Source organism: Cellulomonas dongxiuzhuiae, from assembly GCF_018623035.1.
GTDB classification, from domain to species: domain Bacteria; phylum Actinomycetota; class Actinomycetes; order Actinomycetales; family Cellulomonadaceae; genus Cellulomonas; species Cellulomonas dongxiuzhuiae.
Genome location: NZ_CP076023.1, coordinates 1,600,093 through 1,614,664, shown reverse-complemented (window position 1 = coordinate 1,614,664; position 14,572 = coordinate 1,600,093). Strand labels below are relative to the sequence as shown.

Genomic DNA, 14,572 nt, shown 5'->3' with positions numbered 1-14,572 from the left:
GTCCGTTCCGGGCGTGCTCACTCGACGCCGAGCAGGACCTCGACCGCGCGCGCGACGAACGCGTCGACCGGGCCCTCCGCGTAGCCGTTGCGCCCGTTGCGGCGCCGGAACGTGGTGGCGCGCACCTCGCCGGCCGTCAGCGGTGCGCCGGTGTCGAAGTAGGCGACGAGCCGGTGGCACAGCTCGTCGACGTCGGCGGGCTCGTAGCCGGGCTTGCGGCCCTCGGGCGGGGCGAACCGGTCGCCGTCGGGGCGACCGAGGCGCCCGTAGAGCGTGCGCGCCTGCGCGCCGAGGTGCGCCATCCACGCGTCCTGCCCGCGCTCGGTCACGAACTGCGAGCGGTGCCGTGCCACGAACGCCGCCTCGAGCCGGTCGAGCGCGGCGTCCACCGCGGCGGTCACGTAGCCGCCGCGCACGAGGTCGAACGCGACCTGGCGCACGTCCGTACCGGAGATCGCGGTCGCGGGTCCCTGCTCGTAGACCGAGCGCGCGTGCGAGAAGAACTCGTCGACCTCGTCGGGGTCGTACCCGCGCCGGAGCCCGGACACCGTGCGGAACATGCCGTCGCTCACTCGTCCTCCTCCGCCGCGAGCTGGCCGCACGCGCCGTCGATGTCGCTGCCGCGCGTGTCCCGGATCGTCGTCGGGATCCCGTGCGCCCGCAAGCGTGCCACGAACTCGCGCTCGACCAGCGGATCGCTCGCCGTCCAGCGCGAACCCGGTGTCGGGTTGAGCGGGATCGGGTTGCAGTGCACCCACCCGGCACCGCCGCGCGCAAGGAGCTTCTCCCCCAGCAGGTCCGCGCGCCACGCGTGGTCGTTGACGTCCCGGATCAACGCGTACTCGATCGACACGCGACGGCCGGTGGCGTCGAAGTACCGGCGGGCGGAGTCCAGCGCCTCGTCGACGCTCCAGCGGGTGTTCACCGGGACGAGCTCGCTGCGCAGCTCGTCGTCGGGTGCGTGCAGCGACAGCGCGAGCGTCACGGGGATGCCCTCGCCGGCGAGCTTGTCCATCGCCGGGACGAGTCCCACGGTCGAGACCGTGACGTTGCGCGCGGACAGCCCGAGGCCGTCCGGGGCCGGCGCGACGAGCCGGCGCACGGTCGCCATGACGGACTTGTAGTTGGCGAGCGGCTCCCCCATGCCCATGAAGACGACGTTGCTCAGCCGCGTCGCTCCTCCCGGGACCTCGCCCGCCGAGAGCGCCCGGGCGGCCTGGCGCACCTGCTCGACGATCTCCGCCGTCGAGAGGTTGCGCAGCAGACCCATCTTCCCGGTCGCGCAGAAGGAGCAGGCCAGGCCGCAGCCCGCCTGGGACGACACGCACAGCGTCGTGCGGTTCGCGTACCGCATGAGCACCGACTCGACCTTGGCGCCGTCGAACAGGTGGTACAGCGTCTTGACCGTCGTGCCGTGGTCGGCCGTCAGCGTGCGGCTCGTGGTGAGCAGCTCCGGGAAGAGGTCGGCGACGAGCACGTCCCGGCTCGCCTTCGGCAGGTCGGTCATCGCCTCCGCGTCGGCCGTCAGGTGCGTGAAGTAGTGCGTCGCGAGCTGCTTGGCGCGGAACGGCTTCTCGCCGAGCGCGGTGACGGCCTCGACGCGCTCGTCGGGCGTGAGGTCCACGAAGTGGCGCGGCGGCTTGCCGCGCGCACCGCGCGAGGTCGCGGTGAGCTGGAGACGTACGGGGGTGGCGTTCACGGTCGGCGCCCTCCTTCTGGTGGTGAGCGGCGGTCAGCCTGCGGGCGGCTGCAGGACGGTGAGCAGCACCCACACGGTCGGAGCCGTCAGCAGGAGCGAGTCGAGACGGTCGAGCACGCCGCCGTGGCCCGGCAGCAGGCGACCCATGTCCTTGAGCTCGAGGTCACGCTTGATCATGGACTCGGCGAGGTCGCCGAGCGTGGCGCTCACGACGACGCCGACACCGAGCAGCGCCCCCACGAGCGGTTCGCCCTGGAAGACGGTCTGGACGCCCACGACGCCGACGACGCTCGTCAGGACGAGGGAGCCGAACAGCCCCTCCCAGGACTTCTTGGGACTGACGGACGGTGCGAGCGGGTGGCGTCCGAGCAGCGTGCCGACGACGTAGCCGCCGGTGTCGCACGCGACCGCGAGGAGCACGAAGAGCGCGACACGCGCGGGCCCGTCGGGCTCGGCCAGCAGCAGCATGACGAACCCGCCGAGGAAGGGCAGGTAGGCGGCGGCGAAGGTCGCGGCTGACGCGTCGCGCAGCGCCGCCTCGCCGCTGCCGTCGAGGACGCGCCACACGACGGCACCGCCCACCGTCAGCAGGAACGCGACGAAGAGCGCCTCGGTCCCCGCGACGTACGCCGACACCAGGATCCCGGCCGAGCCGACGACCAGCGGGACGAGCGGGAGGTGGATCGCCCGCCGGCCGAAGGCCTGCGCGAGCTCCCACATCGCGGCAGCGACGGCGAGCACCGCGAACGCGGCGAAGGCCTCCTTGCGGATGAAGAGCGACGCGCCGACGACTCCGAGCAGCACGACGCCGACCGCCACGGCGGCCGGGAGGTCCCGGCCGGCGCCGGTCTTGCGGGGTGCGGGTGCGGCGAGCTGCGTCATCAGACCTCGAGGAGCTCGCTCTCCTTGGAGGCGAGCAGCTGGTCGACGAGCTCGACGTGCTTCTTCGTCAGCGACTCGAGCTCCTTCTCGGCGCGCGCGACCTCGTCCTCGCCCGCCTCGCCGTCCTTGGCGATGCGGTCGAGCTCCTCCTTGGCCCGGCGGCGCACGGAGCGCACCGAGATGCGGGCGTCCTCGGCCTTGGTCTTGGCGAGCTTGACGAAGTCCTTGCGACGCTCGGCCGTCAGGGCCGGCAGCACGACGCGGACCACGTTGCCGTCGTTGGTGGGGTTGACCCCCAGGTCGGAGTCGCGCAGCGCCTTCTCGATCGCCGTGGTCGACGACTTGTCGAACGGCGAGATGAGGATCGTGCGCGCCTCGACGACGTTGAACGAGGCCAGCTGCTGCAGGGGCGTCGGCGCGCCGTAGTAGTCCACGAACACCTTCGCGAACATCGCGGCGTTCGCGCGTCCCGTGCGGATCGCGGAGAAGTCCTCCTTCGCGACGCCCACGGCCTTGTCCATCTTCTCCTCGGCCTCGAGAAGTGTGTCGTCGATCACCGGTGCTCCTTCGTCTGTGTCGTGGACATGGGCGTGCGGGCGGCGGGGCCGCCTGCGCGGTGCTCAGCTCGCGGTGACGAGCGTCCCGATCTTCTCACCCTCGAGTGCCCGCGTGACGTTGCCGGTCTCCTCCAGGCCGAAGACGCGCATCGGCACGTCGTTGTCGCGGCACAGGCTGAGGGCCGAGGTGTCCATCACGCCGAGCTCACCGACGATCGCCTCGGTGTACGTCAGGTGGTCGAGCTTGCGCGCATCCGGGTCGAGCCGCGGGTCCGCGGTGTAGACGCCGTCCACGCCGTTCTTCGCCATGAGGACCTCGTGGCAGTGCGTCTCGAGGGCACGCTGCACGGCGACCGTGTCGGTCGAGAAGTAGGGCATGCCGGCACCCGCGCCGAAGATGACGACGCGGCCCTTCTCGAGGTGACGGATCGCGCGCAGCGGGATGTACGGCTCCGCGACCTGGCCCATCGCGATGGCGGTCTGCACGCGCGTGCTGACGCCGGCCTGCTCGAGGAAGTCCTGCAGCGCGAGGCAGTTCATCACCGTGCCGAGCATGCCCATGTAGTCGGCCCGGGCGCGGTCCATACCGCTGACCTGGAGCTCGACGCCACGGAAGAAGTTGCCCCCGCCGACGACGATGGCGACCTGCACGCCGCTGTCGACCGCCGCGGCGATCTCCTTCGCGATCCGACGGACCACGGGGACCGCCAGGCCGACCGCGCCCCCGCCGAAGCTCTCGCCGGAGAGCTTGAGCAGGACGCGTCGTGCCCCGTCCGGCGTACCCCGGTGCGACACCTGCGGCGACGGCTGCTGGCTCACGTGTTCTCCACCTCGCTCGTGCGCCCCGCGGCGCGTGGCCGCTGGCTGGGTGCGGGTCGTCCGGCGGACCGCGGACTCCCGGTGCGGCGGTGGCCCCGGCCCTCGCGGACCGGGGCCACCGTCGTCGTCACGCGATCAGGCTCCCACGCGGTAGCGCACGAAGCCCGTCACGGTGCCGCCGACCTCGGCGAGCACCTGGGCGACCGACTTCTTGTTGTCCTTCGCGAAGGCCTGGTCCAGCAGGACGGCGTCCTTGAAGAACCCGTTGAGCCGACCCTCGACGATCTTCGGCAGCGCGCCCTCGGGCTTGCCCTCGTTGCGGGCCGTCTCCTCGGCGATGCGACGCTCGTTCTCCACGACGTCCGCCGGGACCTCGTCGCGCGACAGGTACGACGGCGAGAAGGCCGCGACGTGCGTCGCGATGTCGCGGGCGACCGCGGCACCGGCCTGGTCGGTCGCGATGAGGACGCCCACCTGCGGGGGGAGGTCCTTGTTGACCTTGTGGAGGTAGAGCTCGACGTGCTCACCCGCGAGGCGGGCCACGCGGCGCACGACGATCTTCTCGCCCAGGGTCGCGGCCGTCTCGTCGACGACCGTCTGCACGGGCGTGCCGTCGGACTCGGCGGCGAGGAGCGCGTCGGCGTCGCCGGCGCCCGAGGCGACGGCAGCGGCCAGGACGCGGTCCGCGAGCGAGATGAAGGTCTGGTTCTTCGCGACGAAGTCCGTCTCGGAGTTGATCTCGACGAGCACGCCCGCCTGGCCCTCACCGTCGGCCGTCGGGCCGACGTGCGCCGCGACCAGGCCGTCGGAGGCCGCGCGACCCTCGCGCTTGCCGACGCCCTTGAGGCCCTTGACGCGGATGATCTCGAGGGCCTTGTCGGCGTCGCCGTCGGCCTCCTCGAGCGCCTTCTTCACGTCCATCATGCCCGCGCCGGTCCGCTCGCGCAGCGCCTTGATGTCTGCCAGCGAGTAGTTCGCCATCAGTGGTGTCCGTCCTCGAGTTCTCGTCATGCCGACGTCCTCGGCATGCCGGGTGCGGCGCGTCGCCGCGCCGCACCCGTGGGGTCGAGCCGTGCGCCCGTCAGGGCGCAGGGCGTCAGGCCTGCTCGGTGCCCTCGGCCTCGGCGGGAGCCTCGGCGACCGGGGTCTCCTCGGCGACCGGGGTCTCCTCGGCGACGGGGGTCTCCTCGGCGACGGGCTCGGCGGCCTCGACGTCGGCCACCTCGCGCGCCTCGGCCGCGGCGGCGGCCTCGACGGCCGGGGCGGCGTCCTGGCCGGGGACCGCGGCGGTCTCGTCGGGACGCGCGGTCCCCGGAGCGACCTCGGCGTCACCGGCCTGCTCGGCGGCGGCCTCGACGGCTGCCGGCGCGAGCGCCGGGTCCTGCAGACCGGCCTCGGCACCCGCGAGGAGCTCGCGCTCCCACTCGGCGAGCGGCTCGGCGGCGGCCTCGCCACCCTGCGCTGCGGCGTTGCCGCCCGAGTGGCGCTTGAGCGTGCCGTCGGCGACCGCGTCGGCGATCACACGGGTGAGCAGCTGCACGGCGCGGATCGCGTCGTCGTTGCCCGGGATCGGGTAGTCGACGACGTCGGGGTCGCAGTTGGTGTCGAGGATCGCGACCACCGGGATGCCGAGCTTGCGCGCCTCGTTGACGGCGAGGTGCTCCTTGTTCGTGTCGACGATCCACACGGCCGAGGGAACCTTGGCCATGTCACGGATGCCGCCGAGCGTCTTGGTGAGCTTGTCCTTCTCGCGACGCAGGACGAGCAGCTCCTTCTTCGTCAGCGACGAGCCCGCGACGTCGTCGAAGTCGACCTGCTCCAGCTCCTTGAGGCGCTGCAGACGCTTGTGCACCGTCGAGAAGTTGGTGAGCATGCCACCCAGCCAGCGCTGGTTGACGAAGGGCATCCCGACGCGGGCGGCCTGCTCCGCGACCGGCTCCTGCGCCTGCTTCTTCGTGCCGACGAACAGGATCGACCCACCGTGCGCGACGGTCTGGGAGACGAACTCGTACGCGCGGTCGATGTAGGACAGCGACTGCTGCAGGTCGACGATGTAGATGCCGTTGCGCTCGGTGAAGATGAAGCGCTTCATCTTGGGGTTCCAGCGCCGGGTCTGGTGTCCGAAGTGGACACCGCTCTCGAGCAGCTGGCGCATGGTCACGACGGCCATGGCACGTCCTTCCGGCGCGCACCGCGAGGCGCGCGCACTCCTGCGGACCCGTGAGGGGCCGCGATCTCGGTTGTCGGCACGACCGGTGGTCGTGCCCCTGGTGCCACACAGCGCCCGCACCGGGCACGAGGCCCAGACCACAGCGGACGATGTCCCGCCGTCGCCGTCCGGTCCGCGCGGTCCCGTCCCACCCGAGGGCGGTGCGCGGGACGCGCGGCATCGACGTCGACGACCGGGGTCGTGGCACGCGAATTCGATCGGCAGAGGCCGGTCGTGGGAGCAGTCTAGCCCACCGGTACGAGGGCCCGGAACGCGCGGGGGTGCGGCAGGCCGGTCTGCCGCGCCGCCGCCGGGGCGTCGCGAGCCGACCCCAGGTCCTGCCGTGGAGCGCTCGTCCTCAGCCTGCCACCGCTCGACCCCGCCGCCGGGTGCGTCCGCGGACGATGGTCCGGTGCCGTCATCCTCGTACCCCGCCGTCGTGCCACGCGTCGTGCGCGCGAGCCTCGCGCTCGGCGTCGCGGCCGCGCTCGGGACTGGCCTGGTCGGGCCCGCACCCGCCGACCCCGACCCTGGGCGGGCCGGTGCAGCTCGCTACCGGCCACCCCTCGACGAGCCCGTGCAGGTGCTGCGCGGGTTCGACCCACCGCCGCGGCCGTGGCTCGCCGGCCACCGCGGCGTGGACCTGACCACGGCGCCCGGCGCGACGGTGCGGGCGCCGGCGGGGGGCGTCGTGACGTTCGCGGGCGCGGTGGCCGGACGCGGCGTGGTGTCCGTCCTGCACGACGACGGGCGTCGCAGCAGCCTCGAGCCGGTGGGCGGACCGGTGCCGGCGGGCACGCGTGTCGTCGCAGGCGACCCGCTGGGCACGGTCGACGGGCCGGCGCACGACGGCACGCTCGCGGTCCCCGCACTCCACTGGGGCGTGCGCGAGGGTGACACCTACGTCGACCCCTGGGCGCTGCTCCCCGGCCGCGGACCGGTCGTGCTGCTCCCGGTCTCGTGAGCCACCGTGGGTCTCCGCAGTGAGCAGGTCAGGCGTGCTCGGCGTCCCGCAGCCGTGTGCGCAGGCGACCCATGGCCGCCGTGTGGATCTGCGAGATGCGCGACTCGGTGACGCCCAGGACGCGGCCGATCTCCGCGAGCGTCATGCTCTCGTAGTAGTAGAGGACGACGACGAGACGCTCGCGCTCCCCCAGGCACTCGATCGCGCGCGAGAGCAGGTACTTCGTCTCCTGCGCCTCGACCGACCCCGCCGGGTCGTCGGCGCGGCGGTCACCCAGGGTGTCGGCGAGCGTCGCCGCACCCGGGCGGTCGTCGCTCCCCGCCAGCAGCTCGTCCAGCGCCGCGATGTTCACCGACGCGAGCTGGGAGTACACGGCACGCAGCTCACCGACCGGCAGCTCGAGCCGCTGCGCGACCTCGGCCTCGGTCGGCGCACGGTGCAGCGACGACTCCAGCTCGCCGTAGGCGCGGTCCACCGCGCGGGCCTTGGTGCGCACGGAACGCGGCACCCAGTCCATCGCCCGCAGCTCGTCGATGATGGCGCCGCGGATCCGTGAGGACGCGTACGACTCGAACTTCACCGCACGGTCGGTGCGGTACTTCTCGATCGCGTCGATGAGCCCGAACATGCCGTAGGAGACCAGGTCGGCATGCTCGACGGTCGACGGCAGCCGCATGCCGATCCGACCCGCCACCGCCATGACGAGGGGGACGTAGTTGAGGATCAGCAGCTCGCGGGACTCGGCGCAGTGCGTCGTGGTGAAGCGGTCCCACGCGGCGTCGACGGGCGAGCGCGGCGCGAGGACCTCGTCGGCGGGGGCGTCGACCGTGAGCACCGGCTCGTCGGCCGGGGCCGTCCGCTGCTGCGGGATGACACCGGTGGGTGCGGTCCCAGGACGGTAGCGACGCAGCGTGCGGGGAGCGCCGGCGAGGGCTTCATGCAGTGCCGTCATCGTCGGCTCCGTCTCTGTGCTGGTGCTGCGGGTGGTCAGGCGAGGGGAAGGGGCCCCGCCCCGGGTGGTGGTCATGGTCGTCAGGCCCGCGGGTGGGCGAGCTCGAAGGCCGAGCGCAGCCGCTCGGCCGAGACGTGGGTGTAGCGCTGCGTCGTCGACAGGCTCGCGTGGCCGAGGATCTCCTGCACCGTGCGCAGGTCCGACCCTCCCTCGAGCAGGTGCGTCGCGGCCGTGTGCCGCAGCGCGTGGGGTGCGACGTCGTCCACCCCCACGAGCGTGGCCAGCTCGTGCACCACCGAGCGGACCTGCCGCTGGTCGATGCGTCCGCCGCGCCGACCCAGCAGGAGGGCGCCGCGCGAACCGTCGCGCGCCAACCGCGGGCGACCGGTCTGCAGCCACGCGCGCACGGCACGCGACGCCGGCCGCCCGAAGGGCACGACCCGCTGCTTGTCACCCTTGCCGACGACCCGCAGGCTCAGCTCGTCGAGGTCCAGGTCGTCGACGTCGGCACCGCAGAGCTCACCGACGCGCACGCCGGTCGCATAGAGCAGCTCGACCGCCGCCCAGTCGCGCACGTGGACGGGGTCACCGTCGGTCGCACGCTCGCGTGCGGCGTCGAGCAGCCGGGTCACCGGTTCCACGGCGAGGACCGTGGGGAGCGCGCCCGCCGCGCGTGCGGTACCCAGGCGCAGCGTCGGGTCCGTCGCGACACGGCTCGTGTGGGTGGCCCACTTGAAGAACGTCCGGGCCGCCGCCGCCCGTCGCGCGAGCGTCGCGCGGCTCAGGTCGGCGTTCGCCATCGCGGCGAGCCAGCCACGAAGAACAGTGATGTCGATCTCGTCCACGCGGGTGACGCCGTGGCGCACCGCATGGTTCAGCAGGTGGTCCACGTCGCCGAGATACGCACGGACGGTGTGCTCCGAGACGCCGCGCTGCGCACGCAGGTGGAGGGCGAAATCACTGCACAGGAGGGCCCGGTGGGGCGCTCCTGTGGTGATCTCCGCCATGTGCATCTCCCTAAGGTGACGTGCAGCACCCGGATCGACAAGGCTCCTTCAACACCGGTCTCGAATGCACTGCACGGATTGGTCGACAATGTCCGTTCCTGCCGAGTGGATTCCTACGAAAGCCGTTTTTTTTCACCCCTTCGCTCCTCATGTCGGTCGGTGACAACCCAACCAGCGGGAACCCGTCGTGCGAGGCCTTCCAGCTCGAGAAGACCGAGCATCGCACGCGCCTCGACGACGTTCGCCCCGGCACGCGCGGCGACCTGCTCGACGTCGCGCGCGGTCCGCCGCGACAGGCCGTCGTGCACGCGGCGCGCCAGCGGGTCGAGGTCGTCGGTGGCCCGCGTGGCGCCCGGTGCGGGCGCAGGTGCGAGGTCGCGACCCACGGCGCCGGCGAGCTCGGCCACCTCGGCCGCGTCGGTGACGCACACGGCCACCCCGTCGCGCAGCAGCCGGTGGCACCCCGCCGACGCCGCCGACGTGACGGGGCCGGGGACCGCCCCGACCGGCCGCAGCAGGCGTGCCGCGTGGTGCGCCGTGCTCGCTGCGCCCGACCGCCACGCCGCCTCGACCACGACGGTCGCGTGCGAGACGGCCGCGATGAGCCGGTTGCGCTGCAGGAACCGTCCCCTGCTGGGCGTGGACCCGGGCGGCACCTCGCTGACGAGGCTCCCGCCCGCGCGCACCACCTCCTCGAGCAGCGGCGCGTTGCCCACGGGGTAGGCGCGGTCGACACCGCCGGCCAGCACGACGTGCGTGGTACCCCCTCCCAGGAGGGCGCCGCGGTGCGCCGCCGCGTCGATGCCGTAGGCGCCCCCGGACACCACGACCCAGCCCTGACGCGCGAGCTCGACCGCGAGATCGACCGTCACGCGCTCGCCGTAGGTCGTGCTGGCTCGCGCACCGACGATCGCCACCGACCGCGTGGCCGTGGGCGGCCCGCCCCGGACCCACAGGGCGAAGGGCGCGAGGGCGCCCAGGTCGTCGAGGCCGTTCGGCCACGCGGCGTCGCCGGGGACGACGAGCCGGGCCCCGCAGCGGGCCGCGGCCGCTCGGTCCCGGTCCGGGTCGAGCGACCGCCACCGCGGGGTCCACCTGGTGACCGCCGCGTCGACGCGCCGCCGCAGCGTCGCGTCGAGCTCGCCGGCGGCCTCCTCGAGCCGCGACCAGTCGGCGCGCCCGGACTCCACGGCGTCGGCCACCCAGGCCAGCGACGAGGTCGCGCCGCACGCCTGGACCAGGGCCCCGGCCACGGTGTCCCCCGGCTCCGCCAGCGCGCTCCAGACGGCCCTTGCGTGCCGGTCGCTCTCCCGACCGGTGTGGTCGTCAGGATCCACCGGATGGTGTGGCGCGCTCATGCGCCGTGCCCGCGGGTCCGCAGCACGAGGGCGTGCGCGACGTCGTGACGGTGCGGAGCCGCACGGCCCGCGAGGTCGGCGACCGTCCACGCGACCCGCAGCACACGGTCCGCACCTCGCAGGCTCAGCGTTCCGCGGTCCACCGCGCGCTCCAGGTCGGCCACGAGCGGACGGTCCGCCCCGAGCCGCGCGTGCAGGGCACGGCCCGGCACCTCGGCGTTGCTGCGCCACCCCGTCCCCTGCCAGCGCTCGCGCTGGGCCGCCCGCGCCGCGACGACACGGCGGGCGACCGTGGCGGTGTCCTCCCCCGCCGAGTCCGCCGCACGGGCTGCCGGTACCTCGAGCTGCAGGTCGACGCGGTCGAGCAGCGGGCCCGACAGCTTGCCGAAGTACCGTCGGCGCTGCTCCGGGCGACACGTGCACGCGAGCCCCTTGCCCACCGCGTGACCGCACGGGCACGGGTTGGCGGCGAGGACGAGCTGGAAGCGTGCCGGGTAGCGCGCCGTGCCCGCGGCGCGGTGCAGCACCAGCTCTCCGTGCTCGAGCGGCTGCCGCAGCGTCTGGAGCACGGCCGACGTGAACTCCGGAGCCTCGTCCAGGAACAGCACGCCCCGGTGCGCGCGGGACGCCGCCCCCGGCCGCGGCATTCCGGACCCGCCCCCGACGATGCTCGCCGGCGTCGCGGTGTGGTGGGGGTCCTCGAACGGAGGGCGGCGCACCAGACCACCGCCCGGGTCGAACGTGCCCGCCACCGAGTGCACGGCGGTCACCTCGACCGCATCGGCCTCGTCGAGGTCCGGCAGGAGCCCCGGCAGCCGCGCCGCGAGCATCGTCTTCCCTGCGCCGGGGGGCCCCACCATCAGAAGGTGGTGACCCCCCGCCGCGGCGACCTCCAACCCGTAGCGCGCCTCGTCCTGGCCCAGCACGTCGGACAGGTCGGGTTCGCTGCGCAGCGCCACGGTGGACAGGACGTCACGCACGGGCTCGACGTCCGGCACCTCGACGTCGGCACCGTGGTGCGCAGCGACCTGCGCGAGGCTGTCGGCGGCGAGCACCTGCGCACCCGGCACCAGGCAGGCCTCGGTGACGTTGCCACGCGGCACCACGACCCGCGGGTGCCCGGCGGCGACCGCCGCCGCGACGGACGGCAGCACGCCCCGCACGGGTCGCAGGCGCCCGTCGAGCCCCAGCTCGCCGAGGTGGACCCAGCCCGCCACGGACGCCACGTCGACGAGCCCCGCACCCGCCAGCGTCGCGACGGCGACGGCCAGGTCGAACGACGAGCCCGTCTTGGGCAGGGTCGCGGGTGAGAGGTTGACTGTGATGCGGCGCGTCGGCCAGGCCAGCCCGGACGACGTCACGGCGGCCCGCACACGGTCGCGCGCCTCGGCCAGCGACGCGTCGGGCAGGCCGACGAGGGTGAAGGCCGGCAGCGACGGCGCGAGGTGCGACTCGACGTCCACGAGGTGCCCGACGAGCCCGACGAGTGCGACGGCACGCGTGCGCCCGAGCACTCAGACCACCCCGACGAGATGCTCGACGCGCGCCGCGCCCTGGCGCTGCACGAGCACCGCGATGACGTCGACCCGGACGGACCGTGCCCGCACGTCGTGCTCGCTCAGCCACCGCGCGGTGAGCCGGCGCAGCCGTGCGAGCTTGCGGTGCGTGACGGCCTCGGCCGGGTGTCCGTAGGCGGCCGAGCGCCGCGTCTTCACCTCGATCGCGACGACCTCGTCGCCGTCGAGGGCCACGATGTCGAGCTCCCCCTCAGCGCACCGCCAGTTGCGCGCGAGCACCGTCCAGCCCGCCTGCGTGACGAACGCCGTCGCCACGTCCTCCCCGTACCGTCCGACCGCGTCCTTCGCCCGCACGTCGACCACCTCCGGCACCGACCCTGCCCGGAGGCGTCCCGGAGCGGGCCGTGCGAGGCCGGATCGGTGGACGGGAGGTGCGCGGTCGGGGGCTGGGGTCGGCTCGAGCACCGCCGCGGACCGCCCGTGGTGGGCGTCCGCGCAGCCGTCAGCCGGTGAAGCCGCTCCCCGAGCCGAGATCGAGCTCCGCCTTGGCGAGCTCCTCGACGTTGACGTCCTTGAACGTCACGACCCGGACCGACTTCACGAACCGCGCCGAGCGGTAGACGTCCCACACCCAGGCGTCGACGAGCGAGAGCTCGAAGTAGACCTCACCCGCGGCGGAGCGGACCTGCAGGTCCACGTGGTTCGCGAGGTAGAACCGGCGCTCGGTCTCGACGACGTACGAGAAGAGGCCCACCACGTCGCGGTACTCGCGGTAGAGCGCGAGCTCCATGTCGGTCTCGTAGTTCTCCAGGTCCTCGGCGCTCACGCGACCATCATCCCCCATCGCGCCGTCACGACGGTCCGTGCGGTCCCGGGTCCGGCAGCAGCGGGTCCGTGGCCCAGCCCGGCCCGCTGGTGGGGACCGGGGGCTGTTGCAGGGTCGGGAGCCGCCAGGACCGCCGGTGCAGGGGGCTCGGGCCGTGCTCCCGCAGCGCCGCGACGTGCTCGGGAGCCGCGTAGCCCTTGTTGTCCTCCCAGCGGTACTCGGGGTGCAGCGCGGCGTGCCGCACCATGAGGGCGTCGCGCTCGCACTTGGCCAGCACGCTGGCGGCCGCGACGCTCGCGCAGGAGCGGTCGGCCTTGACCTTGAGGTGCACGACCGGGACGGGCACGTCGCGCGGCGGGTCGAACAGCTCGTCCTGCGTGCCGAAGAGATCGGGCTGCGGCGGGGTCAGCCAGTCGTGCGACCCGTCGAGGACGACCGCGTCGACGTGCTCGACGGCCGTGAGGACCTCGCGCAGCGCGCGTGTCCCGGCCAGGCGCAGCGCGGCGATGATGCCGCGCTCGTCGATCTCGTCCGGCGATGCGTGCCCGACCGCCCGCGCGACCCCCCAGCGACCGAGCGAGGGCAGCAGCGCCTGGCGCGCGGCGGGGCTCAGCAGCTTCGAGTCGGCCACGCCACGGGGTGCCGACCGCGTCGCGACGTCGACGACCACGACCCCCACCGAGACGGGCCCGGCGAGCGAGCCGCGCCCCACCTCGTCCATGCCCGCGACGTAGCGCAGCCCGGTGCGCAGGAGCGCGCGCTCGTGGCGCAGGTGCGGTGCCGGCCGCGGGGCGACGCGACGCACCGTCCGCCCGGACGCCCGGGCGGCCGTCTCGGGACCCGCCGCCGTCATCCCGCGTCAGGCACGTCCGCGAACGTCGCGGACGGGTTGCGCAGCAGCGTGAAGCGGTCGACGGGCCACACGGTGACGAACGCGACGCCGACGACGTTGGCGACCGGCACGGACCCGCCGCCGGCCTTGCCCATGTTGAACCGCGAGTCCGCCGACTGCTGCCGGTTGTCGCCCATGACCCACAGCGAGTTCGGCGGGACGACGATGTCGAACTCCTTCTCGCTGGGCTGCGAGCCGGGCGCCAGGTACGGCTCGTCGATGGGGACGCCGTTGACGGTGATGGGCTCCCCCGGCCCGACGCACGCGACGCGGTCGCCGGGCAGCCCGATGACACGCTTGACGAGGTGCTCGCCGGCGTCCTGCGGCAGCAGGCCGATGAACGTCAGGCCCTCGTTGAAGGCCTCGGCCACGGGCCCGCGCGGACGCTCGATCTCGGGCGGGAGCCACCCGCCCGGGTCCTTGAACACGACCACGTCGCCGCGCTTCAGGTCGAACGGACCGGGCGTGAGCTTGCTGACCAGGATCCGGTCGTTCTCGACGAGCGTCTCGCGCATCGACTGGGAGGGGATGAAGAACGCCTGCACGAGGAACGTCTTCACGATGAGCGACAGGACCAGCGCGCTGATCAGGATGATCGCCGTCTCGCGCACCCACGACCACGCCGTGGCGGGACGTCGGCGCACGGCGTCCCTGTCGCGCTGCGGCGGGGCCGCCCCTTCGCCCCGGGCGGGCTCGGCCCGCGAGCGGGAGGACCAGTCCTGACCCGCACCACCACCGTGGGCACCGGTGGGCGTCCACAGCGGACGCGCGGCGGTCGGCGGCGTGTCGGCGGGACGGCTCGAGGACGACATCGGCCCCGTGGCGTCGGATCGGAAGTCGGTCACCAACACACTCTGGCACGTACCTGCGGCGGACGGGTCGCCCAGCCA

At 73.8% G+C, this 14,572-nt stretch carries 16 protein-coding genes; 1 reads left to right on the top strand and 15 read right to left on the bottom strand.

What is annotated here, in order from left to right:
- Positions 1-17: 17 nt before the first annotated feature.
- The 7 genes from KKR89_RS07275 to rpsB all read right to left on the bottom strand — a co-directional run bounded on the left by KKR89_RS07275 (position 18) and on the right by rpsB (position 6,127).
- Positions 18-572 (bottom strand): DivIVA domain-containing protein, encoded by a 555-nt coding sequence (locus tag KKR89_RS07275; RefSeq protein WP_208197636.1) that lies wholly within the window; start codon positions 570-572, stop codon positions 18-20.
- Complete coding sequence (gene rlmN / locus KKR89_RS07270) at positions 569-1,699, bottom strand: 23S rRNA (adenine(2503)-C(2))-methyltransferase RlmN (RefSeq protein WP_208197635.1); 1,131 nt, start codon at positions 1,697-1,699, stop codon at positions 569-571. Before rlmN ends, KKR89_RS07275 begins: the two co-directional genes overlap by 4 nt.
- A 33-nt stretch (positions 1,700-1,732) precedes the next feature.
- Complete coding sequence (locus tag KKR89_RS07265) at positions 1,733-2,581, bottom strand: phosphatidate cytidylyltransferase (protein WP_208197634.1); 849 nt, start codon at positions 2,579-2,581, stop codon at positions 1,733-1,735.
- Positions 2,581-3,138 carry a ribosome recycling factor gene (frr, locus tag KKR89_RS07260; protein ID WP_208197633.1) on the bottom strand — a complete coding sequence of 186 codons (558 nt, stop codon included), beginning with the start codon at positions 3,136-3,138 and terminating at the stop codon, positions 2,581-2,583. The genes KKR89_RS07265 and frr overlap by 1 nt, the downstream gene beginning before the upstream one ends.
- Before the next feature lie 63 nt (positions 3,139-3,201).
- Positions 3,202-3,957 (bottom strand): UMP kinase, encoded by a 756-nt coding sequence (pyrH, locus tag KKR89_RS07255; protein ID WP_208197632.1) that lies wholly within the window; start codon positions 3,955-3,957, stop codon positions 3,202-3,204.
- Between the two features lie 135 nt (positions 3,958-4,092).
- Positions 4,093-4,938, bottom strand: a complete 846-nt coding sequence (gene tsf / locus KKR89_RS07250) for a translation elongation factor Ts (RefSeq protein ID WP_208197631.1) — start codon at positions 4,936-4,938, stop codon at positions 4,093-4,095.
- A 115-nt stretch (positions 4,939-5,053) separates the two neighbouring features.
- Positions 5,054-6,127, bottom strand: coding sequence for a 30S ribosomal protein S2 (rpsB, locus tag KKR89_RS07245; RefSeq protein WP_208197630.1), 1,074 nt, complete (start codon positions 6,125-6,127; stop codon positions 5,054-5,056).
- Between the two features lie 451 nt (positions 6,128-6,578).
- On the opposite strand from rpsB, the gene KKR89_RS18235 reads away from it, so the two are divergent.
- Complete coding sequence (locus KKR89_RS18235) at positions 6,579-7,130, top strand: murein hydrolase activator EnvC family protein (RefSeq protein WP_251141060.1); 552 nt, start codon at positions 6,579-6,581, stop codon at positions 7,128-7,130.
- Positions 7,131-7,158: 28 nt separating this feature from the next.
- Here KKR89_RS18235 and KKR89_RS07235 read toward each other — a convergent pair whose 3' ends face one another.
- The 8 genes from KKR89_RS07235 to lepB all read right to left on the bottom strand — a co-directional run bounded on the left by KKR89_RS07235 (position 7,159) and on the right by lepB (position 14,527).
- Positions 7,159-8,082: a FliA/WhiG family RNA polymerase sigma factor gene (locus tag KKR89_RS07235; RefSeq protein WP_243883240.1), complete on the bottom strand. Its 924-nt coding sequence runs from the start codon at positions 8,080-8,082 to the stop codon at positions 7,159-7,161.
- 80 nt (positions 8,083-8,162) lie between these two features.
- Positions 8,163-9,089, bottom strand: a complete 927-nt coding sequence (locus tag KKR89_RS07230) for a tyrosine-type recombinase/integrase (RefSeq protein WP_208197628.1) — start codon at positions 9,087-9,089, stop codon at positions 8,163-8,165.
- Positions 9,090-9,202: 113 nt separating this feature from the next.
- Positions 9,203-10,342 (bottom strand): DNA-processing protein DprA, encoded by a 1,140-nt coding sequence (gene dprA, locus KKR89_RS07225; RefSeq protein WP_251141059.1) that lies wholly within the window; start codon positions 10,340-10,342, stop codon positions 9,203-9,205.
- Between the two features lie 101 nt (positions 10,343-10,443).
- Positions 10,444-11,961: a YifB family Mg chelatase-like AAA ATPase gene (locus tag KKR89_RS07220; protein ID WP_208197626.1), complete on the bottom strand. Its 1,518-nt coding sequence runs from the start codon at positions 11,959-11,961 to the stop codon at positions 10,444-10,446.
- Positions 11,962-12,318, bottom strand: a complete 357-nt coding sequence (locus KKR89_RS07215; protein ID WP_208197625.1) for a YraN family protein — start codon at positions 12,316-12,318, stop codon at positions 11,962-11,964.
- 148 nt (positions 12,319-12,466) lie between these two features.
- Positions 12,467-12,790: a DUF2469 domain-containing protein gene (locus tag KKR89_RS07210; protein ID WP_208197624.1), complete on the bottom strand. Its 324-nt coding sequence runs from the start codon at positions 12,788-12,790 to the stop codon at positions 12,467-12,469.
- Between the two features lie 25 nt (positions 12,791-12,815).
- Positions 12,816-13,643: a ribonuclease HII gene (locus KKR89_RS07205; RefSeq protein ID WP_208197623.1), complete on the bottom strand. Its 828-nt coding sequence runs from the start codon at positions 13,641-13,643 to the stop codon at positions 12,816-12,818.
- Positions 13,640-14,527, bottom strand: a complete 888-nt coding sequence (gene lepB, locus KKR89_RS07200; protein WP_251141058.1) for a signal peptidase I — start codon at positions 14,525-14,527, stop codon at positions 13,640-13,642. The genes KKR89_RS07205 and lepB overlap by 4 nt, the downstream gene beginning before the upstream one ends.
- Positions 14,528-14,572 lie beyond the last annotated feature (45 nt).